Raw genomic sequence first — 22,405 nt, 5'->3', positions numbered from 1 at the left:
GCCCGCCCGGCCCCGGGGTCGACCGCAGTTCGACCGCAGCCGACGAGGAGGCCCGCAGTGCGCATCGCCGCCGCCCAGATCCTGTCCGGACGCGACCCGCAGGACAATCTGCGCAAGGTCCGCGAGCGGGTGGCCGAGGCCGCCGGCCGGGGGGCACGCCTCGTGGTGTTCCCCGAGGCCACCATGCGCGCATTCGGCGCCGGCCGGCTGGACGAGATCGCCGAACCCGTCGACGGCCCGTGGGCGACCGCGGTGGCCGAGGTCGCGCGGGAGTACGGCGTCGTCGTCGTCGTCGGCATGTTCACCCCCGGCGAGGGCGGCAGGGTACGTAACACCCTCCTGGTCACCGGGCCGGCCGGGGACGGCGCGGGCGGCGCCGGCGAGGACCTCCACCTCGGCTACGACAAGATCCACCTGTTCGACGCGTTCGGGTTCGCCGAATCCGACACGGTCGAGCCCGGTGACACCACGCGCGTGGTGACCATCGACGGCGTGGGGATCGGGCTGAGCGTCTGCTACGACATCCGCTTCCCCGGCCAGTACCGGCGCCTCGCTGCCGACGGCGCGCGCCTGACGCTGTGCAGCGCGTCGTGGGGGTCGGGGCCCGGCAAGGTCGACCAGTGGCGGTTGCTGGCCGGCGCCCGCGCGCTGGACGCCACCACGTTCCTGCTCGCCGTGGACCAGGCGGATCCCGAGGTGGAGGGCGTCGAGGTGAAGAACGGCGCGCCGACCGGCATCGGTCACTCGCTGCTCGTGGGGCCGGACGGGACTGTGCGTGAGGAGATCGCGGCGCAGGGCTCGGGGCTGCTGGTGGTGGAGATCGACGACGACGAGGTCAGCCGCATCCGGAAGGCGGTCCCCGTGCTCGCGAACGGGCGGGTCACCGAAGAGCCGGCCGCGGAGGTGGGGCGGTGACCGGACCGCGTGATCCGCGCGACGGCGATGATTCACGCAACGGCGACGGCCCCGCAGATCCGCCCACCGAGCAGTTCCCGCCCGCCGCGAACGAGGGCGGTGACCCGCCCACGCAGCAGTTCCCACCGGCCGACCCGCCGACCAACGCGCTGCCGCCGGTCGAGTCGGGCCCAGGGTCGGTGGCGTGGTCGCAGTACGACGACGAATCTGACGGGCCGGCTCCCACGGCCGGCATCGCGGCCGGCGGACCGGCTCACACGGGCGAGATCCCGGCCGGCGACGGCCCGCCGCCCGGTGACGTCCCGCCTGGGGGGCCCGGCTCGGGCGGTGATGGCCGGGACGACGACGGTGGCCGGAACCCGACGCCGTGGATGATCGTCGCGGCGCTGCTCGCGGTGGTGCTGGTCGCCGGCACCGTGATGTGGCTGGCCTCGCGCAGCAACAGCGACGACCAGACCGCCACGCCCACCACGACGCCCACCAGGTCGACGGTCACCTCCACCACGCGCAGCTCCCCGACCACGACCACGCCCACCACGACAGGGCCGCCGACCGCCGCACAGCGGTGCACGGCGGGTTTCGTGGCGGACGAGCTCGGCGAGGGAACCAGGGTGCGCGAGTGCGATCCGCAATTCCTGCTGGTCACGCGCGACGGCGGCGAGAGCGAGCTGTACACCTGGCGCGAGGACCACTGGGAATTCCTGGCGGCCCCGGCCTCCGATGTATGCCGTGAGCAGCTCGAACAGCTGGGTGTGCCGGACCAGTTCCGTCGCGTGTTCCAGCCCTGCGGCGTGACGACCAGTCGCACGACGAGCTCCTCCACGACCAGCCCCACGACGAGTTCCTCCACCAAGAGCTCGTCCACGAGCTCGACGACGCGCACCACCACGTCGGGCACCTCGAAGTCCACCACGAGCCGGTCGCAGAACGGCGCGGCCGCCGATCCGGACGAGGGCGAGGGCGAGGACAGCGGCGACGATGCGGTCGCGAACCGCGGAGCTGACGGCAACGCCGGCGTCTGAGACCTCCGACGTCTGAGGCAGGGGCCGTCGAGGCGGCGCCTCAGGGGCGGTCGAAGTCGATGTTCTCGCGCGGGGTGCCGGCGGCCACCATGCCGCGGACGGTCGCTCGCAGCATGTCGGGCGAGCCGGCGATGATCACCTGGCGGTCCGCCCACGAGCCCCAGCGGGTGACCGCGTCGACGAGCGTCCCGGTCTGGCGCCGGTGCAGTGTCCGGGGGAGTTCCTCGGCGGGGCCGGCCCACCACGGGTCCTCGTCCTCCTCCGACACCGGCTGGATGGTCAGCCACGGGGACGTGGCCGCGAGGTCGACCAGGGTCGGCAGGTCGTACAGGTCGCCGGGGAACCGGGCGCCGTAGAACAGGTGCACGCGTGGGTTCTGGCCGTGGCGCAGCATGTCCAGCACGAGGCAGCGCAGCGGCGCGATCCCGGTGCCGCCGGCGATCATCAACACGTCGCGGAACGGCTCGGTGCGGTCCACCTCGAGCATGCCGAGCGGCCGGGCCAGCACCCATCGGTCGCCGACGCCCACGCCACGCACCAGCGAGCCGCTGAGTTCGCCGCCCGGCACATCGCGGACGTGGAACTCGATCTGCCCGGCCGGGTTCGACGGGATGGACGGGCTCAGCCGCCGCCACACGCCCGGCGAGTACGGCGTGAGCACACTCAGGTACTGGCCTGGGTGGTAGTCGATCATGGTGTCGCTGATCAGCCGTACCACCGCGACGTCCCGGGTGGGACGCATCACCTCCACGACGGTCGCGCCGACGCGTGCGGGCCCGTCCTCCTGCCCGGCTCCCTGCTGAAGTGCAGACGACAGCACCCGGTACGCGGTGCCCAGCGTCGTCTGCAGTCTGTCGTCCCAGTCCTTCCCGGCGAGATGCCGCAGCGTGTCGGTGAGCGCCTCTCCGAAACGCTGATGGTGCCGGGGAGCGAGTTCGAGCTTGCGGTGGTCGGCGCCCAGGTGCCGGGCGAAATCGACGACCTCCTCGACCTTCGTGCGGTCGCCCCGCGCCTCTTCGGTGGTGACCAGCGCCCACGACATCGCCCGAACGAACTCGCGCAGCACCGGCCCGGCGTCGCGCGGGAACAACTCACGGAAGTCGGGGTCGGCGTGCCGTAGCGCGCGGTGGAAGATCTCGGGGAAGCGCTCGTCGTTCAGCAGGTCGCGCAGCACCAGCAGCGGGGGCGCGGAGACATCGACTGCGGCGGGCTCGTCGAGCGGCCCGGCCAGCGGGTCGTGGCGCCGATCGAGGTAGGGCTCCAGGTCGATGTCGTCGACGACCTCCTCGACGTCGGGGAGGCGGTAATCGTCGTCCACACGGCCCGCGCCGTCCGTGGACCACACGTCGCTCGCGTCCTCCGGTCCGCGCTTCTCACTGCCCACCTGATGCGCCTCCCGTCACGTCGTCGTCTGGTACTCCCGTTGGCCGTGGCTGTCGTCGTCGGGCGTGGTCTTCAGCTTAGCCGCGGCGGCGGACTCACCGGCCCAACGAGATGTCGACACCCGCGCGCAGTTCGTCCTCGGTGTAGACCAGCTGGCCGCGGCCGGGGAGTTCGATCAGGTACAGCGTGCCGTCCGGCGTGACGTCGGGGAACTGGAAGGTGAACATGCAGGAGGACAGGTCGCCGCCGTCGTAGGCCAGGCGGGCATCGATCTCGCGGCCGGTGTGGTCCTCGACGAGGGTGAGGGGCGTGCCCTCGCCGATGTCGGAGAGGGAGTCGGGCATGTCGCAGCCGGCGCGGTCGCCGGAGACGGGGTCGGCGGGCGTGGACACGACGGTGAACGTGCCGTCGACGGTGAACTCGCCCGGGCCGGGGATCGGCGCCTGCGCGGGGCCGGAGCCCGGGAACGGACCACGGATGGTGTCGGTGGGGCCGCTGCGGTCGGCGCCGGGGCCGAACAGTGCCATGCCGACGACGGCGACGACGACGAGCGCGAGCCCGCCCACGATCGCGACAGCGGCGACGGTTCCGCGCGGGCGGGATGATCCGGCGGGCGCCACGGGCGGTGATGCGTCGCCGGGGAGGCCGGGAGCGGTCGGCGGCGGCGAGTTCGGCGACAGGGGGTCGGGGCCGGGCTCGGGGGAGGGCAGCGGACGGGGCTCGTCGCCGTAGCGATAGGTGCCGTCGGCGAGCGGGGGATAGTGCATCGGCATCGCGCACGCTCCTTTCCCGCCGGCCCGCGCGCGAGGAGGGCGCGGATCTGCAGATCGATTCTAGTCGCCTCGGCGATGACGGGTTGGTCACACTTCCTGCGGCGAAGCGGGTGGTGGTTAGCCGCCCGGGTGGTTCTTCGGGGAAGGTGGAGGGATGTCTGTCGAGCCTTCCCGTCCCGACTCCGAGCCCGTCGAGGCCACGCCCGCCGGCACGGTGCCCGCCGAGTCGGTGCACCACGACCCCGTTGCGGACTCCGATCTCGATCCCGCCAGCCCCGTCCCCGGTCGGCCCGGCCCGGTCGAGGCGGTCGGCAATGTGCTGAGAGGCGCACTGATCGGTATGGCCGAGCTGGTCCCGGGTATCTCGGGTGGCACGGTCGCGCTGGTCGTGGGCGTGTACCCGCGTCTGCTCGACACCGGCGCGCACATCGTCGACGGCATGCGCTCGGCGATCCTCGGCAAGGGCCGGGCTGCCCGGACCAGGGCCGCGTTCCGGCACGCCGACTGGTGGCTGCTCGGGCTTCTCGCGCTGGGCATGCTCGCCATGGTCTTCACCATGGCCGGCGTGCTGGGAGACTTCGTCGAGAACCAGCCGGAGATCTCCAGCGGCCTGTTCTTCGGCATGGTGGCCGCGAGTATCTTCGTGCCGTTGAGCATGGCCCGCCAGACCCCGGGTGGGCGTACGTGGGTGCTCGCACTCCTGCTCGTGGTGGGCGCCGTGCTGGCCTTCTCGCTGACAAGCCTGCCCCGCGGCGATATCAGCGATCCGTCCCACCTGCTGGTGTTCGTCGCGGCAGCGGTGGCGATCTGTGCGCTCGTGCTTCCGGGGATGTCCGGCTCGTTCCTGCTGATGGCGCTGGGTCTGTACGTGCCCACGATGAACGCCGTCAGCGACCGGAACATCCCGTACATCGCGGTGTTCATCGCCGGCGCGTTCGTGGGGATCGCGCTGTTCGTCAAGGTCCTCGATCGACTGATGGAGGACTTCCGCAAACCCACGCTGATCGTCATGGTGGGTCTGATGATCGGCTCGCTGCGCGCCCTGTGGCCGTGGCGTGACGACGAGGTGGGCGCCGTGTTCGGCCCCGGCGACGACTGGCTTGTCGTGGTGGCGGCCGCGATCGGCGGCGCGATCCTCGTGGCTCTGGTGATCGTCGCCGAGCACGTGCTGTCCCGCCGGGCGGCCGGGGCGCACGACGCCCCGGGCGCGCAGGCCTGACCGTTCAGCCCTCGCGAATCATGCGTAGGTAGTCCTCGACGGAGACGCCCAGGGCTGCGGCCCGGGCGGCGTCCGCAGACTTCTGCGTTCCCACCTCGGGTGGGACGAACTCGCCGCGCTCACGGTTCGTGGCCGGGTCGGTCGTCACCGTGTACCAGACCGGTCGGTCATGATCGGGCATGGCGTCGATCCGGTACAGCAGTGTGCCCTCGGCGCCCATGTCGACGAGTTCGGGTTCGAGACCGTCGAGGAGCGCAGCCGGCGGCATGGACGAGTACGCGGCGATTCTCACGTCCGGCCATTCCATGTCGCGGACGTACCGCATCGTGAGCGCGCCGTCGACGATCGCCCGGTGCGTCCAGCCCGGGAAGAGGACGCCCGTGAGGAAGTGCAGCCCGGCGCCGCCGGCGAACTCGATGGCGGGCCCGGATTCGTGGTGAAACCGCGGCCGCCCGTCTACCCCCGGTGCCCCGAGTAGACGCAGGACCGGTCGTCGAGCGATCGCGATCTCGCCGTCCACCAAAGCGAGATAGCCGAGCCCCGCACAGAACGCGTCGGTGAGGAGCCGGCCGATCTCCAGGTCCGTCCCGAACTCCTCGATCACCCCGTCCCGGGGATGCCAGTCGTGGTCCCATCCGGCCGCGCCCTGGTCGATCATGAACCCGACATAGGCCTCCACGAGGTCGGTGACCGGCGACAGGAGGATCCCCTCGAACACCCCGTCGGTCTCCACCCAGCGCCCGGCCTCGGCATAGGCGCGCACGACGTGACCGAGGCCGTCGCTTCCGCCCGAGACCGGGTCCGCGGTGCGGCTGTGCGTCGCCGACCACTCGCGCAGCCGGCGCACGAGCCGCCGGTCGGCCAGGATCCCGAGGTGGCGCACCCACCCCATGCGCAGGGGGTTCTCCGAGCGCTCGTCGCGGCACAATTCGGCGAACGCCTCCGGGTCCACGGGGAACTCGGCCGGGTCCTCGATCAGGCGGATCCGTGTGTACTCGAGGTGCGCCAGCGCGGCGACCTCGCGGACAGCGTCGAACACGACGTCCCGATCCCATGCGACCTCCGACAGCACGAGGGCGTCGGTGCGCTCGAGGACCCGACCGGGTCCGTCCGGCCAGTGCGCGGCGACCCGCGCGGGCCCCGCGGCGGAATCGGCACCGTCGGCGCGGGGCGGTTCGTCGTGGGGCGATTCGGCGCGGGGGGACCCCATTCCGGCCATGCGCAGCGCGTCGAGGGCGGCGGCGAGCGGTACCGGCTCTCCCCCGTGGGTGGTCATGGAGCCTCCTGGCGAGCCTGGTGAGACCGGCGGGTCCCGGATGTGCGTCGAGCATGGTGGACCACGATCGATCGGGTGTCGACACAGTAGCGCCGCAGTCCGACAGGCCGCAGCCCCCGGCCATCCACAGCCTTGTCCGTCTCCACAGGCACGGGCCCCCGGGCCGAGCGGCGGGCCGCGTTGTCGTCGTCGTCCTCTAGCCTGGCGGCGTGCTCCAGTCCGACGTGTGGGTCCCCGAGTCCGAGATCGAGTCCTTCGTGGGCTCGGCCGCGCTGGGGCGCGCTCGCGGTTACGCGAACGCGGGCAGGCTCCGGCGCGTCACCTACCACTCGGACGACCGTCGGTTCACCGCCGAGGTCCGGGGCAGCGGCTCCCGGTGGTACTCCACGGCCGTCCACCTCACGGCGCCGGACCCGGACGGTTCGGCCCGGCCCACCCGCTCGATCTGCTCGTGTCCGGTCGCGCTGAACTGCAAGCACGCCGCGGCGCTCTTGCTGTTCGTGGGCGAGCAGAGGCGCCACCACGCGGCCATCCCGGAGTGGCGCAGGCTGGCGGAGGAGTCCGTGAAGTCGCTCGAGATGCACCGCGCGCACGTTGTCGAGGCTCCGGTGATCGGACTCCAGTTGTCGCTGGTGGCGGACGATTCCGAGCTCGAGCACGGCTCGGGTGGCATCCAGCCAGGGCTGGGCAACCGGCTCAAGGCGCGGATCGTGGTGCCGGGTAAGGGCGGCCGCTGGAAGTCGGCGGGTGTGGAGTGGGATCGGCTGCGCTACGGCTGGGACGGCGGGATGTCGCACGCGCAGTCCGGGTGGTTCCGGGCCGTCGACGCCCTCGCGCGCAGTCATCGTCAGGCGCGTGTGTGGCTCGATCTGTGCGACGCCGAGGTGCCCGCGCTCTGGCCCCTGTTCGCCACGGCGGCGGAGGCGGACGTGGAGATCGTGCCCGGTGACGGGTTGCTCGACGTCCGGCCCGGCCCGCCGCGCCGCGTGGGATTGACCACCTGGAGTCCGGACGGGTCGGAGCTGGTCGTGGTCGCCGCGGCAGAGGTACCGCGGGACGGTGCCGGCGGCCCGGATGGAGGTGACGACGACCACGACGACGACCACGGCGACCTCGATGACCGTGACGACGACGAGTTCGGACGCCCCCTGCCCGGCGCTCTCGTGGGTGAGCGCGGGGACATGGTCGCGGTGATCAGCGGCCGGGTGTTGGAGCTCTGCCCGGTGGGGCGGCTGGAGCCCGGGGTGGCCGAGCGGCTGCGCAGGTGGCGCTCACTGAGCATCCCCGACGAGGCGGTCGCCGAGTTCTGTGCGGAGTTCCTGCCCGAGCTGGTCGAGCGCTTCCCGGTGATCGACCGCGTGGGGCGGCTTGAGCTGCCCGAGTTCGACCATGTGGAGTTGGAGCTGACCATCCGCCCCTCCACAGTCCGCGATTCCGGGCCGGGTCGGCGGCGGATCGACTCCGGTCTGGACCTGGTGGCGCAGTGGTACCACGTCATGGTGCTGCGAATGTCCGACGGGACGCACACGCGGCGGAGCAGTCCGTTGACCGAGGCGGACCTGGGGCTCACCGGGCCGCACGAGGCGGACCCGCGCGCGATCGAGTTGATGAACGCGGTCGCGGAGGCCGGGTGGGAATGGCTGGTCGACGTCGGTGGGTTCCGGGTTGGCGGAGCGGACGCCGGCGCGTTGCTCGTTGAGGGCGTGGGCGAGCTCAACGCGCTGGAGGACATCAGCGTGACCGTCTCGGACGAGGTGCCCGAGATCCGACGGGCCGCCGAAGGGCTGCGGGTCTCGGTGGAGACCGAGGAGGACACCTCGGGGATCGACTGGCTGGGCCTGTCGGTGGCGGTGAGTGTGGAGGGGCGGCCGGTGCCGTTCGCCGCGGTCTTCGAGGCGGTGGTCCGGGGGCAAGAGGAATTCGTCACGGCCGACGGCGTGCTGGTGACGGTGGATCTGGAGCGGTTCGGGGAGCTGCGGGTACTGCTGGAGGAGGCGATCGCGGCCTCTGCCGACAAGGCCGGACGGACCCCCGACGGCACCGGGATGCGGATCGGCCTGGGACAGGCGGGACTGCTTGCGGACCTGGCCGAACTGGCCGACGACCTGGCCCCGCCCACGGGCCGTGCCAAGGCACTGCTCGAGCTGGCCTCCGACACGCCCGATCCCGTCCCGGTGCCCGTGATGCTGGAGGCCGAGCTGAGGCCGTATCAGCAGCAGGGGCTCGATTGGCTGGCCATGCTGTGGCGGCACCGGATCGGCGGGATCCTCGCCGATGACATGGGCCTGGGAAAGACCATCCAGTCGTTGGCGCTCATCGCCCACGCCCACGAGTCCTATGCACATTCGGAGGGCGTGGGCTCGACCACGGAGGCGTCCCCGGGGCCGTTCCTCGTGGTGGCACCGTCCTCGGTCGTCCCGAACTGGGAGGCGGAGGCGCGCAAGTTCGTCCCCTCCTTACGGGTCGCCCGCCGGTCGGCGACGGAGGCCAAGTCCGCCACCACGGTCGCCGATGACGCGGCCACGGCAGACATCGTGGTGACCTCCGCGACCGTCCTGCGCCTGGACGCCGAGTCGTACGCGGACGTGCCGTGGGCGGGAGTGTTCCTCGACGAGGCGCAGCAGGCCAAGAACCCGTCGTCAAAGCTTTTCGCCGCGCTCGCCGGGCTGCGGGCGGACTTCCTGCTGGCGGTCACCGGAACGCCCATGGAGAACAACCTCGCCGAGCTCTGGGCGGTGGCAGCACTGTCCTGCCGGGGCGTGCTGCCCGATGCCAAGGAGTTCCGGGCGCTCTACCGCACCCCCATCGAGAAGAACGGCGACGCCGAGGCGCTGCAGCGCCTGCGCCGCAGACTGCGGCCGTTCCTGCTCCGCCGTCGGAAGGAGTTGGTGGCCGGGGAGCTGCCACCGCGCTCCGATGCGGTGATGGAGGTCGACCTCTCGGCCGCGCACCGCCGGATCTACGACCGCGAGCTCGCCCGGCAGCGGGCCTCACTGTTGGCGTTGCTGGACGACTTCGACGCCAACCGCATCTCGATACTCGCCGGCCTCACCGTGCTGAGGCGGCTCTGCCTGGACGCGTCGCTGATCGATCCGGACCACGCGCACATCCCGTCCGCCAAAACGGACGAGCTGGTGGCCTCGCTGCGTGAGGTGGTGGCCGAGGGGCATCGTGCGCTGGTGTTCAGTCAGTTCACCACCTACCTCGACACCGTCGTGGACCGGCTGCGGGCCGAGGGGATCACGGTGGCGCACCTCGATGGCAAGACCACCGACCGCGCCGGGGCCGTGGGGCAGTTCACCGAAGGCGGGGCGCAGGTGTTCTGCCTGAGCCTCAAGGCCGGCGGAGTGGGTTTGAACCTCGTGGGCGCCGACTACGTGTTCCTGCTGGACCCGTGGTGGAACCCGGCGACCGAGGCGCAGGCCGTGGACCGGGCTCACCGCATCGGCCAGACCCGCCCGGTGCTGGTCTACCGGATGGTCGCCCGCGACACCATCGAGGAGCGCGTGGTGGAACTCCAGCAGCGCAAGGCCGAACTCTTCGCCTCCGTACTGGACAGTGGCGAGCACTTCTCCGCCGCCCTGACCGCCGACGACCTGCGGGGGCTGCTCGAATAGCGACGCTGCGGGCCGGCGGTGACCGCTCGCGCCGGTCCTAGCGCATCTCCGGCAATGCGAGCCCCGCCGCCACCGCCGCCCCGAACAGGGCGGTGTCGCGGGAGGGCGAGTACACGACCCGGGGCGTCGGCACGGAGATCGGCAGGGTGTTGAGCTGCTCGGCGACGGGGCCGTGCAGCGCCTCGCCCAGGCCCACCACGATCCCGCCGGTGAGCAGCACCGTCTGTGGCCGGAACATCTGCACGGTGTCCACGAGGAACGAGGCAAGTCGGTACGCGTAGAGCTCCGCCGCGTCGTCGCCGTGCTCGCGCTCGAGGTCGTAGAGGCCGTGGCCGCCGAGTGCCCACCACGCCTCGGTGTTGGTGTGGTCGTCCACGATCCGCCAGTGCCCCATGTCCCACCCGGTGACACCGCAGGGATGGATGAGCGCGCCGTGGCTGTTGAGGGCGCCGAATGCCAGGGATGCGCCGAGGGAGATCGCGATGCCGCCGTGGCGGACTTTCGGCAGGCGGGTCATGGCCAGGGCGTGGGCGTCCCCATCTCCGATCACCGAGACCGGGGCCTCTATCCGGGCGACGAGTTCCGTGCGTAGGTCGCCCTCGGCCCAGGCCGCTGCCCGCGAGGCCAGGACCCGGCCCCGGTCCGCGTCGACACTGCCGCTGAGGGAGACGCCCACGCCGGCGGGGGCGGGGTCCACGGCGAGGACGGCCGCCGCGAGATCCTCCGCGGTGGCGACATGGGCACTGTGCACCCGTACGACGTGGCCGTCCACGACCGCACCGATCCGCGTTCCGCTGCCGCCCATGTCCACGACGACGCCGTCTCTCATCTGCACACCTCCGTTTGCTGCGCACCATTGTCCTCTCAATTCGGCGCGGGCGTGGGAGTAGATGGATCGGGGGCGTCCATAGTCCCGGACGCGCCCGGACGCGAATGCGGATACGGGGCGAAGGGTCGCGAGGAGTGCGATGATCGAGGTTCCAGGGGTGCGGGCCTGTCGGATCCAGGGCGCCGTGCTCGAGTACTCGTCGAGGAGGCGTGCATGGGTGACAGGCGCGGTGAACCGATTTCGGCCGCTATGGCCGGTGGCCGTGACGAACCTCGCGGACGTGGGCCGTCGAAGGGACCGATGCTCCTGCTCGTCGGCGTATTGGCGGGCGCCCTGATCGCGCTCGTGGTGTTCCTGGTGGTCGATCGTGACTCCGAGGACGGCACTCCGGTCGCAGCGGAACAGCCGGCGGCCGCCGAGACCACCGCGCCGACCGATGACGAGCGTGACGGGGCGGAACAGGACGGCGCCGCCACTGCCGGCGACCCCGTCGCGACCCGCGCGCCGGGTGAGCCGACCGCGCCGGGCGAACCGGCCGCGCCGGGCGAACCGGCCGCGCCCGGTGAGCCGGCCGCACCAGGTGAGTCTGCCGAACCCGGGCAGCCGACCACATCGCCGCAGCCAGGGGAGAACATGATCGCCCCGGCGGCCGGCAACTACGGTGGCCAACTGGTCCAGCGCGGGCCGGGCCAGTCTGACTACGCGGTCGACGTGCGGATGAGCTTCTCCTCCGCCGGGTCCGGCGTGAGCTACCCGAACTCGGGATGTCGGGGCGCTCTTATCCCGATGGGAGACCAGGGCGGGGCCCGCGTCTACCGGGAAGAGATCTACTCCGGCACCTGTGACCCCACCGGCACCTGGCTCATCACCCGGGGATCCGATACGGGGATCAGTGCCGAGTACCAGCCGCCCACCGGCGAGTACATGGTCGAGGGGCGGCTGACCAGGTAGGCGCCCTGCCCGCTACCGCCACCGCTGCTACTAGTTGGCGGGCAGGACCGGTGACGGGGTGGCGGCCAGCGGCGCGGGAAGCGGGGCCGCCATTCCCGGGCCGGGCGCCGGAGGTGCGCAGTAGAACTCGACGGGACAGTTGAGCCGTGCCTCGAACAGGTCGTCAAGGGTGACGAAGGTGTACCCGCGGCCGTGCAACGAATCGATGATCCCCGGGACAGCGTCGACCGAGGACCGGTGGATGTCGTGCAGCAGGATCACGTCACCGGGGGCGACCTGACCTTCCACGTGCTGCACGACGGTCGCCGAGTTACGGTACAACCAATCCTGCGGATCGACTTCCCACAGCACTGGACGCATCCCGTGGGTCGGGGTGTAGCCGGGCGTCCACGCACCGTACGGGGGCCGCATGTAGCGGGGTGTGTACCCGAGCACCCGGGACAACTCCTGGTTGGTCCGGGCCAGTTGGTCGGTCACGCCGGCGGGGGAGAGCATGGTCAGGTCGGGATGATCCCAGGTGTGGTTCTCCACGCCCATCCCCAGCCGCTGCATGCGGAGGACGATGTCCTCGTTACCCGCGATGAGCGTGCCCAGCACGAAGAAGTTGGCCGGAACTCCGCGGGATTCGAGGACGTCCAGCAGTGCGGGGGTCGTGTGGCGGTCCGGGCCGTCGTCGAACGTCAGGACCGCGCACTTGAGGACGGTGCAGTCCGGCCGGGGCTCCTCGACGATCGCGGCGATCTCCGGCGGCAGTGGGATGTCGGAGCTGGCCGCCGACGCGATGGTGAACGTGCTGGGCGCGATACCGGACACCATCACCGAGCCGACCGTGCACAGCGTCAGCAGACTCGCGGCCAGGGCGACGCGCGTGGCCGGACGACGACGCCCGGTACGCGACTGCCCGGCGACGACGACGCGCTCGGCGGACGCCTTGTGGGATCCGGGCGGGGAATGGTCGCACGGTCCGGCCGGGCCGGGGGTGTCCGTGCTGCCGGAGACGGGCAGCTCGTCGTCGAAAAGATGCTCGTTGACCCCGGCCGCGGCCGCGGCCGGGTCCTCGACTTCGGCTCGGACGCTGGCGGCCGACGGGAATGATGAGAGCTGGCTGGTCGTGGCGGTCCGGCGCCGGCCCACCAGGGCCGCGATGAGGCCGACGACGACCACCGCGACGACTGCAGCGGGGCCCAGTAGGCGGCTCCATAGGGGACGACTCATCGGGCGCCGGAGGGAGGGGGAATGAGGATAATTCTGCTGCTCAGCCCGGTTGAAGCCCGCCTCAGACATCTCATCCCATCCGTTGTACACGCGGCGCCGTTCTCTTGTGTATCGCCGTCGCGATGACCATAGTCGACGGCTCTGACATTCCCGCCGCCACGGCGAGCGATTCCTTATTTCGGGGGGCGGCGACGGTGGCGGTGGCGATCAGCGGCAGCCGACCATGTGGAGGGCGAACTGGTCACCGGGCCCGAGGGCTGTTCTGAAGTCGTCGAGTCGTCTGGTGGTCATGATCTCGTGACGATGGTCGCCTGCGTGACCCACGCCCAGGGCGTGCATGAGTTCGTGCAGGGTCAGCCTGCGGCTCCACGGGTCGCCGGGGTACGGGGTGACCTGACCGGGCCGAAGCGTGACCGCGCCCTGCAGTACCAATCCGTGCGGCCAGGCCGCAACCCCTCCGACGCCCGCGATCTCGGGGTCGCTGAACATCGGATGGTCCCCGTGGAAGACGGAGATGGCGCCCTCGGCGTCCCGCTCGCCGTCCGTTCCCGGGCCCGCGTACCGCAGGGGCAGGCCGCTGGCGAAGGCCAGTGTCTCGATCGCCCAGATCAAGTCCCCTTCGCTGCCCGGAGGTGCGTTGAACGCGCGGACGGGGATCTCGTGCTCGCACGGCCAGTGCGTGATGTGGCCGTCCTCGGTGATCTCGACCGAGTAGTCGATTCCGGAGGCCAGGCCGGCCGGGGACGAATAGTCCCCGGGGCGCCGTGGAGACCAGTCCCCGTGGCGGGGCAGGGGCAGGCCCTGGACGGTGGAGTTCGAGGCGCCTGCGTCGTCGAACCCGAAGATCCCCCCGTCCGAACCGGACAGGCGGGCGGCGCCGTCGCCGAACGCGGCGACGGTCCCGCGGTGCTCCTCGGGCACCTTCTCCAGCAGCGTCGGGGACGAGCCGATCACCGCCAGGACGATGGCGATCGGAACGGTGATCGCGAGGAGGTAGACGACGGCGGTGATCGCCGGATGCGGGCGCCAGTAGGTCATCGGCGGACCGGAGTCGCGGCGCGGCAGGGGCGGGTGCCGGGGAGGGGAGGGGAGGCACCTGAAATGAAAACTTACCCAGTCGTGGCGGAGTTCACGCATCATCGGCCCACCTTGAGCGGAATAGACTCAAGGCGAAGTGGGTTGTACAGACTGTCCGGAGCGGCAACGCGCCGGGATTGATTCCAGTACGCTCAACCATACGTCGAAGAAAGGACCGGTCGCATGAGCCAGTTCAACCCCACGACCAAGACCCAGGCGGCTCTGTCGGCCGCAGTCCAATCCGCCTCCGCGGCGGGGAACCCGGACGTTCGTCCGGGCCACCTGCTCGTGGCGCTCCTCGAACAGCAGGACGGCATCGCCGGCCCCCTGCTGCAGGCCTGCGGCATCGACCCGCAGCTGGCACTGACCCAGGCCAAAGAGCTCGTGGCCGGCTACCCCAAGGCCTCCGGCTCGGGGATGGCCGCACCCAACTTCAACCGCGACGCGCTCGCCGTCATCAGTACCTCGCAGGAGCTCGCGGCAGAGATGGGGGATGCCTACGTCTCCACCGAGCATGTCCTCGTCGGCATCGCCGCCGGGCACACGGGTGGCGACGCGGCCAGGATCCTGAGTGAGCTCGGCGCCACCGCTGACGCGCTCAAGGCCGCGTTCACCTCGGTCCGGGGCAACACCCGCGTGACCACCGAGAACCCCGAGGACCAGTACCAGGCACTCGAGAAGTACTCGACCGATCTCACCGCCCGTGCGCGCGAGGGCAAGATCGACCCGGTCATCGGGCGTGACTCGGAGATCCGCCGGGTCGTGCAGGTGCTCTCGCGGCGGACCAAGAACAACCCCGTGCTCATCGGTGAGCCCGGCGTCGGCAAGACCGCGATCGTGGAGGGGCTGGCCCGGCGCATCGTGGCCGGGGACGTCCCCGAGTCGCTCAAGGGCAAGACGCTGCTCTCGCTCGACCTGGGATCGATGGTCGCCGGCGCCAAGTACCGCGGCGAGTTCGAGGAGCGGCTCAAGGCCGTCCTCGACGAGATCACGGCTTCCGAGGGTCAGATCATCACCTTCATCGACGAGATCCACACCATCGTCGGCGCCGGCGCGACCGGCGAGGGCTCGATGGACGCGGGAAACATGATCAAGCCGATGCTGGCCCGTGGCGAGCTGCGGCTGGTCGGCGCCACCACGCTCGACGAGTACCGCAAGTACATCGAGAAGGACGCGGCCCTCGAGCGCCGGTTCCAGCAGGTCTTCGTCGGGGAGCCGAGTGTCGAGGACACCGTCGGCATCCTGCGCGGGCTCAAGGAGCGGTACGAGGTGCACCACGGTGTGCGCATCACCGACTCCGCGCTGGTGTCCGCGGCGACGCTCTCGGACCGGTACATCACGTCCCGGTTCCTGCCGGACAAGGCGATCGACCTCGTCGACGAGGCAGCCAGCCGTCTGAAGATGGAGATCGACTCCCGCCCGGAGGAGATCGATGCCGTCGAGCGGATCGTGCGGCGACTCGAGATCGAGGAGATGGCGCTGCAGAAGGAGACCGACGCAGCCTCCAAGGACCGGCTCGTCGCGCTGCAGGGCGAGTTGGCCGACTCCAAGGAGAAGCTCGCCGAGCTCACCGCGCGGTGGCAGAACGAGAAGAACGCCATCGAGGGCGTGCAGAAGGTCAAGGAGGAGCTCGACGCGCTGCGTACCGAGTCCGAGAAGGCCGAGCGTGACGGCGACTTCGCCCGGGTGGCCGAGATCCGCTACGGGCGGCTGCCGGAGCTGGAGAAGCAGCTCGCCGACGCGGAGGAATCCGAAGCCGCATCGGGCGCGATGCTCAAGGAGGAGGTCGGCCCCGAGGACGTGGCGGAGGTCGTCTCCACGTGGACCGGCATCCCCGTGGGCAAGATGCTCGAGGGCGAGACCGAGAAGCTCCTGCGCATGGAGGACGAGCTCGGCAAGCGGGTCGTGGGCCAGGGCGAGGCCGTCCAGGCCGTCTCCGACGCCGTCCGACGGGCGCGCGCCGGGGTCGCCGACCCCAATCGGCCGACCGGCTCGTTCCTCTTCCTGGGCCCGACGGGCGTGGGTAAGACGGAGCTCGCCAAGGCGCTCGCGCAGTTCCTGTTCGACGACGAGCGGGCCATGGTCCGGATCGACATGAGCGAGTACTCCGAGAAGCACTCGGTCTCGAGGCTGGTCGGGGCCCCTCCGGGCTACGTCGGCTACGAGGCCGGCGGGCAGCTCACCGAGGCGGTGCGGCGCAGGCCGTACACGATCGTCCTGCTCGACGAGGTCGAGAAGGCACACCCGGACGTCTTCGACATCCTGCTGCAGGTGCTCGACGACGGCCGCCTCACTGACGGGCAGGGCCGCACGGTCGACTTCCGCAACACGATCCTCGTGCTCACCTCCAACCTGGGCGCGGGTGGCACGCGGGAGCAGATGATGGACGCGGTCAAGCGCGCCTTCAAGCCGGAGTTCATCAACCGGCTCGACGACGTGGTGATCTTCGACCCGCTCAGCGAGGAGCAGCTCGAGTCGATCGTCGACATCCAGATCGACGAGCTCGCGGCACGCCTCAAGGCGCGGCGGCTGACCCTCGAGGTCGGCGACGCGGCCAAGGGCTGGCTCGCCCGGCGCGGTTACGACCCCGCCTACGGCGCCCGTCCCTTGCGCAGGCTGGTCCAGCAGGCCATCGGCGACAAGCTCGCCCGGGCGCTGCTGGGCGGCGAGATCCGCGACGGCGACACCGTCACCGTCTCGCTCGCCGAGGACGGGGATTCGCTCAGCCTCGCCTGACGCGAAGCAGCCTCGCCTGAGGCGCAGCGGCCGTGGGCTGACCGCACGTGGGAATCGAGGGGCCCGGCCACCGGGGATGGTGGTCGGGCCCCTCGTGCGTTCACGGCGCCGAACGGCACACCTCGTCGTCGTCGCGACTATCCTTGGCCCCGTGACCACAGATCCCGCTTCCGCCACCATCAACCAGGTCAGTCCCCTCCTCGTCACGGCCCGCGAGCTCATCGAGGACGTCGCTACGCTGCCGACTCCGGTGATCATCGACGTGCGGTGGCAGCTGGGCGATCCGCACGGACGCGAGCATTATTTCTCCGGCCATATCCCGGGCGCCCAGTACCTGGACCTGTCGTCCGCCCTCGCGGGCCCGCGAACCACGCGCGAGGGTCGCCACCCGCTGCCGCCTCGCGACGAGTTCCAGGAGGCGATGCGCCGTATCGGGATCAACGACGACAGCCGCGTGGTGATCTACGATGACAGTGGCAACATGTCCGCCGCCCGCGCCTGGTGGCTGCTGCGCTGGGCGGGCAAGGAGGACGTCTCCCTGCTCGATGGTGGCCTGAAGGCCTGGATCGCGGAGGGCGAGGACCTCGCTGTGGGTCCGGGTAACCCGATCGAGTACGGCGATTTCACCTTCAGGTTCGATCACATGCGGACGGTCAACGCCGACACGGCCGCCGAATGGCCTGACCGGGGTGTGCTGATCGACGTGCGCCATCGCGACCGTTACGCGGGCCGCACGGAGCCGATGGATTCGCGCGCGGGCCACATCCCGGGCGCGATCAACATGCCCACGGACGGATTCCTCGACGAGCGCGGGCGGTTCCTGCCGGCGGAGGAGATCCGCCGGATGTTCGCGGACGCGGGTGTGACGGAGGGCAAGGACGCGGTCATCTACTGCGGGTCGGGCATCCGCGCCTGCCACGCGCTGGCGGCTATGGAGGTCGCGGGCCTGGACGTGGGCGGGTTGTACCCGGGCTCGTGGTCGCAGTGGTCGGCGGATCGTTCGCGCCCGATCGCGCTGGGGGAAAACCCGCGCTAAGCCCCGCAGCGCCGCGGCGGGTGTGGGGGCGGGCCGCCGCGGCTGACTACCCTTTGGTGCATGGTCCTGTTCTGGTTCCTTCTGGCCCTCGTGCTGCTCGTGGCGGCGCTCATCATCCTGCGTCTGGACGCGAAGCAGCGTCGTGGCCGTGCCGACGCTCAGCGGCCGGAGGTGGAGCAGGATCGAGCGAGGTCGTCCGGCGAGGAGGACGAAGGCGCCGGCGGTGACGCCGTGGAGAACGACCGGGACGACGACGCCGCCGAGCACTCCACACCGCCCACCGGGGAGGGGGACGCGGACGACGGGCAGGCAGGGGATCCGGGCGAACCGAGGCTCGCTCCGTTCCAGCGTGCAGCCGACGCGGATCCTGTCGCGGGAGCCGCTGCCGACCCTGTCGCCGACGCCGACGCTTACGCGGCTGCCGACGCTACCGCTGACGACGAGGCCCTCGCCGCCGCGTCCGTCGCCGTTCCCGCTCCGCTGGACCCGACCGAGCCGACGGTGGAGTCGTCGCCGCGACTTCTCGACCGCGTCCGGGCACTGCTGCCGACACGCAGGGCGACCAGGCGGAGCCCCGAGCAGTTCGAGCCCGAGCCCGTGGATCCGCTCGCCGGCTCGCCGGTGGTGCGCTGGCTGGAGGACCGCGAGTTCGCCCCCACCCCGACGCCGGCCCCCGAGTTCCGGCACGGTGACTTCGCGGGCGGGCTCAGCGCGCTGGGCACCGTCTCCCACGGGGTGTTCCGCGGCCGTCGGGCGATCATGGGCGTGACCGGTGGTCGTACCGTCCTGGCGCTGCGCCGCGACACCGCCTCCGATGTCGTCCTCGACCTCAGCCGCCCGGATGTCGACTCCGAGCCGGGCTTCCACGATGCCGGGGACGTCGGCGGGTTCGAGGCCCGAACGACCGATTACGGGCGCCTGGACCTCGTCGACCGGGACCGCCTGATCGAATCCGTGCGGGATGTGCCGCCGAGCGTGCGCCGGGTCTGGGCGGAGGGCGAGTGGGTGGCGGCCACGATCGACGGAGTCGACGACCCCGCTGGCTGGGACGACGTGGTGATGGCCCTGCACGCGGCCGCCGACGTTCTGGCACCGTTCCCGCCGATCGGCGGCAGGGCCCGCGCGCTGCCGGCGGAGCTGGACCCCGGTGCTCCGGCCTCCGCCGAGGGACCGGATGCCGACCCGACGGTGGGCATGGACGGGGAGGTGGGAACCGGAACCCACGGGATCGCTCCGCTGCCGGACCCGGAGGACCACGTCGTCGTCGACGATCCGGCGGATTCCACTGCCGGCCCTGTCCCGGCAGGCACCACTCCGAGCGACGCGCCGACCTCGACGATCCCCGTCGCCGCGGCGGCCGGGCCCCGGCGGGCCGGCCACCTGCGGCTGGTGCCCGACCGGCCCGCCGCGCGCGACCTGTCGGACGTGCCCGTGGTGGCCGACCGCGGCGATGCGGCCGAGGACATCGGAGCGGCCGGGGTAGCCGAGCCGGTGGATGAGGCAGACGCTGCCGCGGACGTGGAGCCCGCGGTCGAGGAGTCGGACCCGTTCGACGAGATCATGAAGCCGTCGGCGCCGGTGGAGGCACGCGGCGACGTCGCGGCCGACCATCTCGAGCCGAGGCCCCCGCTGTCACGCCCGACGCGCGGCATCGGGCAGGCCTACCCGGAGGACGCAACGGTTCCCCCGCTGGCCGCGGGCGCAGCCAGCGGCGGGGCGGGCATCAAGCCGCTCGGTTCCGAGGACGACGAGGACGAGATCCGCGACGAGGTCGAGCGCTTTGACGCCGCTCGGATCGACGGGCGTTCGGACCTCGACGAGCCCTCGACCGGCCGCCACGGCGGGGCCGACCAGGAGTCGGGTGGGCGTCACGGGGCGGACGATGTGGATCCGTCCGAGGTCACGCAGCGGCTGTCGGTGGCGGAGCTCGCGGCCCGGATGGGGATCGACCCGTCCGAGATGAAGACGTCGGGGCGGCGGCGTCGTCGGGCGGAGGCCGGGGACTCCGCGAGCAAGGGGGGCGACGGCGGGGCGACCGACTCAGACGCGGACACCGATTCCGGCACCGATTCCGACGCTGGGGCCAGCCCCGCGGATTCGGACGAGCCCGCTCGGGGCAGGGAGCGGCCCGGAATCGAGCCGGACGTCGAGCAGACCGCTCGCCTGCAGCTCCCGCCAGACATCAAGGACTGACAGACAAGCCCGGGGGCCCACCCGCGCTGGATGCGCGGGCGGGCCCTTCGCGTTGCGGGAGCCGGGTGGCGGACCCGTCGGTGTCTGTCTGAGGGGCCGTCTAGAGTCATCAGCGTCAGCTGCACCGACCTCAAGGAGCCCGATGACCGCCGCCCCCGATGTCGATCCCGACGCGCGCCGCAGGCTCGCCGAGCTGGTGGCCGAGCTCGCCGTCGTCCATGGTCGCGTCACGCTCTCGTCCGGCCGCGAGGCGGACTACTACGTCGATCTTCGTCGCGCGACCCTCCACCACGAGGCGTCGCCGCTGATCGGGCGGCTCCTGCGTGAGTTGACCGCGGACTGGGAGTTCGACGCGGTGGGCGGGTTGACCCTCGGCGCGGACCCGGTCGCCACCGCGATCATGCACGCGCCCGGCCGGCCGATCGACGCGTGTGTGGTGCGCAAGGAGGCCAAGAAGCACGGTATGCAGCGCCGCGTGGAGGGACCGGACATCGTGGGCAAGCGGGTGTTGGTCGTGGAGGACACCACCACCACGGGAAACTCGCCGCTGACCGCTGTGCAGGCCCTGCGTGAGGCGGGCGCCGAGGTCGTGGGGGTGGCCACCGTGGTGGACCGCGCGACGGGAGCCGACGACGTGATCCGCGCCGAGGGCGTGGAGTACCGGGCCCTGCTGGGCCTGGCCGACCTGGGACTGGAGTGACGATGACAACGACGACGAGTGCGTTCGCAGCCACCCTGGGGCAGGCGCTGAAGAAGCGCGTCGATTCCCTGATCGACACCTCGCGTCCGGAGGGGCCCGCGTTCCTCGCGGCCACCGGCGGCACCGAGATCGCCAAGGCCACGCAGTTCGGCGCGTTGGAGAAGGTGTGCAAGCCGCTCATCGTCCCGGCGGCGCTGGCGATCGCGATGCGCGAGGGGCGGCTTTCCGCGGCCGACACGGCGCTGCTGTCGGCCACCGCCGCGGGCTACACCACGGGCGACGTGATCCTCATGCTCGGCGGCGGGCACGCCAGTCGGTCGAAGGGCCGTCTGATCGCGGGCGCCGCGGCGTTCGGCGTCGGGCACCTGGCGATCGGCTCGCTGATGCTGCGCTCGGGGCTGCGCTTCAAGCCGCTGCAGGCTGCCGTGCACGGGGTCGTCGCGGGCGGAGCGGGCGCGGTGCTGCTGGCCGAGGGCAAGGAGAACGCTCCGCTCGCCGCATACGGCGGGCTCCTGGCCGCCCTGTCGGCGCTGGCCACCTCGGTCGACCGGTCGCACGGGCCGGCGGCATCGGTGCTGGCGGTGGCCGGGCCGGCCTTCCTGCTGAGCGACGGCCTGATCCTGGCCCGCCGCAAGGCCGAGGGCGGTTCACTGTCGGCCCGCGCGCTGGACGTCGGCGTGATCGACACCTACGCGACAGCCGCGCTGCTCATGCTCACCGGAACCGCCGCGGCGGCCAGGTTCACCGGAAGCGGGCGGTGAACTCGGCCGACGCTGCCGACCCGGCGGGGCAGGACGTTGCCGGGCCGACCGAGTGGGGCGACGGGCAGGTCGGCGTCGGCCCGTGGGAGATCGAGCACCCGGGGCGGCCCCGCCCGACCGGTGATCAGTGGGATCCCGAGCTGCTGGATGCCGGCGACCGCCGCAACGTCGTCGACCGGTACCGGTACTGGCGCCGCGAGGCGATCGTCGCCGACCTCGACACCCACCGGCACCAGTTCCACGTGGCCATCGAGAACTTCGGCCATGACGCCAACATCGGCACGGTCGTCCGCACCGCCAACGCCTTCCTGGCCGCCGAGGTGCACATCATCGGGCGCCGCAGGTGGAACCGTCGCGGCGCCATGGTCACCGACCGCTATCAGCATCTTCGGCATCATGCCGACGTCGCCGAACTCATGACGTGGGCGGAGTCGGAGGGACTGCCCGTCGTCGCCGTCGACAATCTCCCCGGCGCCGAACCGCTCGAGACCGCGCGGCTGCCACGCGGGTGCGTCCTGCTCTTCGGCCAGGAGGGGCCCGGGGTCAGCGACGACGCGCGCCTGCGGGCCGCCAAGACCGTCTCCATCGCCCAGTTCGGCTCGACCCGCTCGATCAACGCGGGCGTCGCCGCCGGCATCGCGATGCACGCCTGGATCCGTGAACACGCCGGAGCGCCCGGGAACTGACGGCGCTACGGTGGGG

Annotated in this window: 17 protein-coding genes; 11 read left to right on the top strand and 6 right to left on the bottom strand. The window is 71.7% G+C overall.

Annotated features, from left to right (window positions below):
• Positions 1 to 57 precede the first annotated feature (57 nt).
• Both ACWIE7_RS05685 and ACWIE7_RS05680 read left to right on the top strand, forming a co-directional pair.
• Entirely contained in the window at positions 58 to 915 is an 858-nt protein-coding gene (locus ACWIE7_RS05685) for a carbon-nitrogen hydrolase family protein (protein ID WP_452099926.1), read from the top strand.
• Entirely contained in the window at positions 912 to 1,937 is a 1,026-nt protein-coding gene (locus ACWIE7_RS05680) for a hypothetical protein (RefSeq protein WP_454068775.1), read from the top strand. Before ACWIE7_RS05685 ends, ACWIE7_RS05680 begins: the two co-directional genes overlap by 4 nt.
• 40 nt (positions 1,938 to 1,977) lie before the next feature.
• Here the strand turns inward: ACWIE7_RS05680 and ACWIE7_RS05675 are convergent, their stop codons facing one another.
• Complete coding sequence (locus ACWIE7_RS05675; RefSeq protein ID WP_454068774.1) at positions 1,978 to 3,321, bottom strand: FAD-binding oxidoreductase; 1,344 nt, start codon at positions 3,319 to 3,321, stop codon at positions 1,978 to 1,980.
• Positions 3,322 to 3,415: 94 nt separating this feature from the next.
• Positions 3,416 to 4,093 (bottom strand): hypothetical protein, encoded by a 678-nt coding sequence (locus tag ACWIE7_RS05670; protein ID WP_454058475.1) that lies wholly within the window; start codon positions 4,091 to 4,093, stop codon positions 3,416 to 3,418.
• A gap of 154 nt (positions 4,094 to 4,247) precedes the next feature.
• On the opposite strand from ACWIE7_RS05670, the gene ACWIE7_RS05665 reads away from it, so the two are divergent.
• Entirely contained in the window at positions 4,248 to 5,312 is a 1,065-nt protein-coding gene (locus tag ACWIE7_RS05665) for a DUF368 domain-containing protein (RefSeq protein ID WP_454058474.1), read from the top strand.
• A 4-nt stretch (positions 5,313 to 5,316) separates the two neighbouring features.
• Here the strand turns inward: ACWIE7_RS05665 and ACWIE7_RS05660 are convergent, their stop codons facing one another.
• Positions 5,317 to 6,588 (bottom strand): hypothetical protein, encoded by a 1,272-nt coding sequence (locus ACWIE7_RS05660; RefSeq protein WP_454068773.1) that lies wholly within the window; start codon positions 6,586 to 6,588, stop codon positions 5,317 to 5,319.
• A gap of 209 nt (positions 6,589 to 6,797) precedes the next feature.
• On the opposite strand from ACWIE7_RS05660, the gene ACWIE7_RS05655 reads away from it, so the two are divergent.
• Positions 6,798 to 10,205, top strand: coding sequence for a DEAD/DEAH box helicase (locus ACWIE7_RS05655; protein ID WP_454068772.1), 3,408 nt, complete (start codon positions 6,798 to 6,800; stop codon positions 10,203 to 10,205).
• Between the two features lie 37 nt (positions 10,206 to 10,242).
• Here the strand turns inward: ACWIE7_RS05655 and ACWIE7_RS05650 are convergent, their stop codons facing one another.
• Positions 10,243 to 11,034 (bottom strand): ROK family protein, encoded by a 792-nt coding sequence (locus ACWIE7_RS05650; RefSeq protein ID WP_452099919.1) that lies wholly within the window; start codon positions 11,032 to 11,034, stop codon positions 10,243 to 10,245.
• 300 nt (positions 11,035 to 11,334) lie between these two features.
• Between ACWIE7_RS05650 and ACWIE7_RS05645 the strand changes: the two genes are divergently transcribed.
• Positions 11,335 to 11,985 (top strand): hypothetical protein, encoded by a 651-nt coding sequence (locus tag ACWIE7_RS05645; protein WP_454068771.1) that lies wholly within the window; start codon positions 11,335 to 11,337, stop codon positions 11,983 to 11,985.
• Between the two features lie 30 nt (positions 11,986 to 12,015).
• Here ACWIE7_RS05645 and ACWIE7_RS05640 read toward each other — a convergent pair whose 3' ends face one another.
• Positions 12,016 to 13,200, bottom strand: coding sequence for a polysaccharide deacetylase family protein (locus tag ACWIE7_RS05640; RefSeq protein ID WP_454068770.1), 1,185 nt, complete (start codon positions 13,198 to 13,200; stop codon positions 12,016 to 12,018).
• Between the two features lie 207 nt (positions 13,201 to 13,407).
• Positions 13,408 to 14,238, bottom strand: a complete 831-nt coding sequence (locus ACWIE7_RS05635) for a hypothetical protein (RefSeq protein ID WP_454068769.1) — start codon at positions 14,236 to 14,238, stop codon at positions 13,408 to 13,410.
• A gap of 222 nt (positions 14,239 to 14,460) precedes the next feature.
• Between ACWIE7_RS05635 and clpB the strand changes: the two genes are divergently transcribed.
• The 6 genes from clpB (at position 14,461) to ACWIE7_RS05605 (ending at position 22,389) form a co-directional block, all read left to right on the top strand.
• Positions 14,461 to 17,013: an ATP-dependent chaperone ClpB gene (gene clpB / locus ACWIE7_RS05630; protein WP_454068768.1), complete on the top strand. Its 2,553-nt coding sequence runs from the start codon at positions 14,461 to 14,463 to the stop codon at positions 17,011 to 17,013.
• Between the two features lie 151 nt (positions 17,014 to 17,164).
• Positions 17,165 to 18,049, top strand: a complete 885-nt coding sequence (locus tag ACWIE7_RS05625) for a sulfurtransferase (RefSeq protein WP_452099914.1) — start codon at positions 17,165 to 17,167, stop codon at positions 18,047 to 18,049.
• Between the two features lie 60 nt (positions 18,050 to 18,109).
• On the top strand, positions 18,110 to 20,242 hold the full coding sequence (locus ACWIE7_RS05620; RefSeq protein ID WP_454068767.1) for a hypothetical protein: 2,133 nt from the start codon (positions 18,110 to 18,112) through the stop codon (positions 20,240 to 20,242).
• A gap of 142 nt (positions 20,243 to 20,384) precedes the next feature.
• Positions 20,385 to 20,942: an orotate phosphoribosyltransferase gene (gene pyrE / locus ACWIE7_RS05615; protein WP_452099912.1), complete on the top strand. Its 558-nt coding sequence runs from the start codon at positions 20,385 to 20,387 to the stop codon at positions 20,940 to 20,942.
• A 2-nt stretch (positions 20,943 to 20,944) separates the two neighbouring features.
• Positions 20,945 to 21,703 carry a lysoplasmalogenase family protein gene (locus tag ACWIE7_RS05610; protein WP_454068766.1) on the top strand — a complete coding sequence of 253 codons (759 nt, stop codon included), beginning with the start codon at positions 20,945 to 20,947 and terminating at the stop codon, positions 21,701 to 21,703.
• Positions 21,700 to 22,389 (top strand): TrmH family RNA methyltransferase, encoded by a 690-nt coding sequence (locus tag ACWIE7_RS05605; protein ID WP_452099910.1) that lies wholly within the window; start codon positions 21,700 to 21,702, stop codon positions 22,387 to 22,389. Before ACWIE7_RS05610 ends, ACWIE7_RS05605 begins: the two co-directional genes overlap by 4 nt.
• The last annotated feature ends 16 nt before the right edge of the window (positions 22,390 to 22,405 follow it).

The organism is Dietzia sp. NPDC055343 (assembly GCF_053645265.1).
Note: the sequence above shows the minus strand (reverse complement) of the source record. Positions and strands in the feature narration are given on the sequence as shown.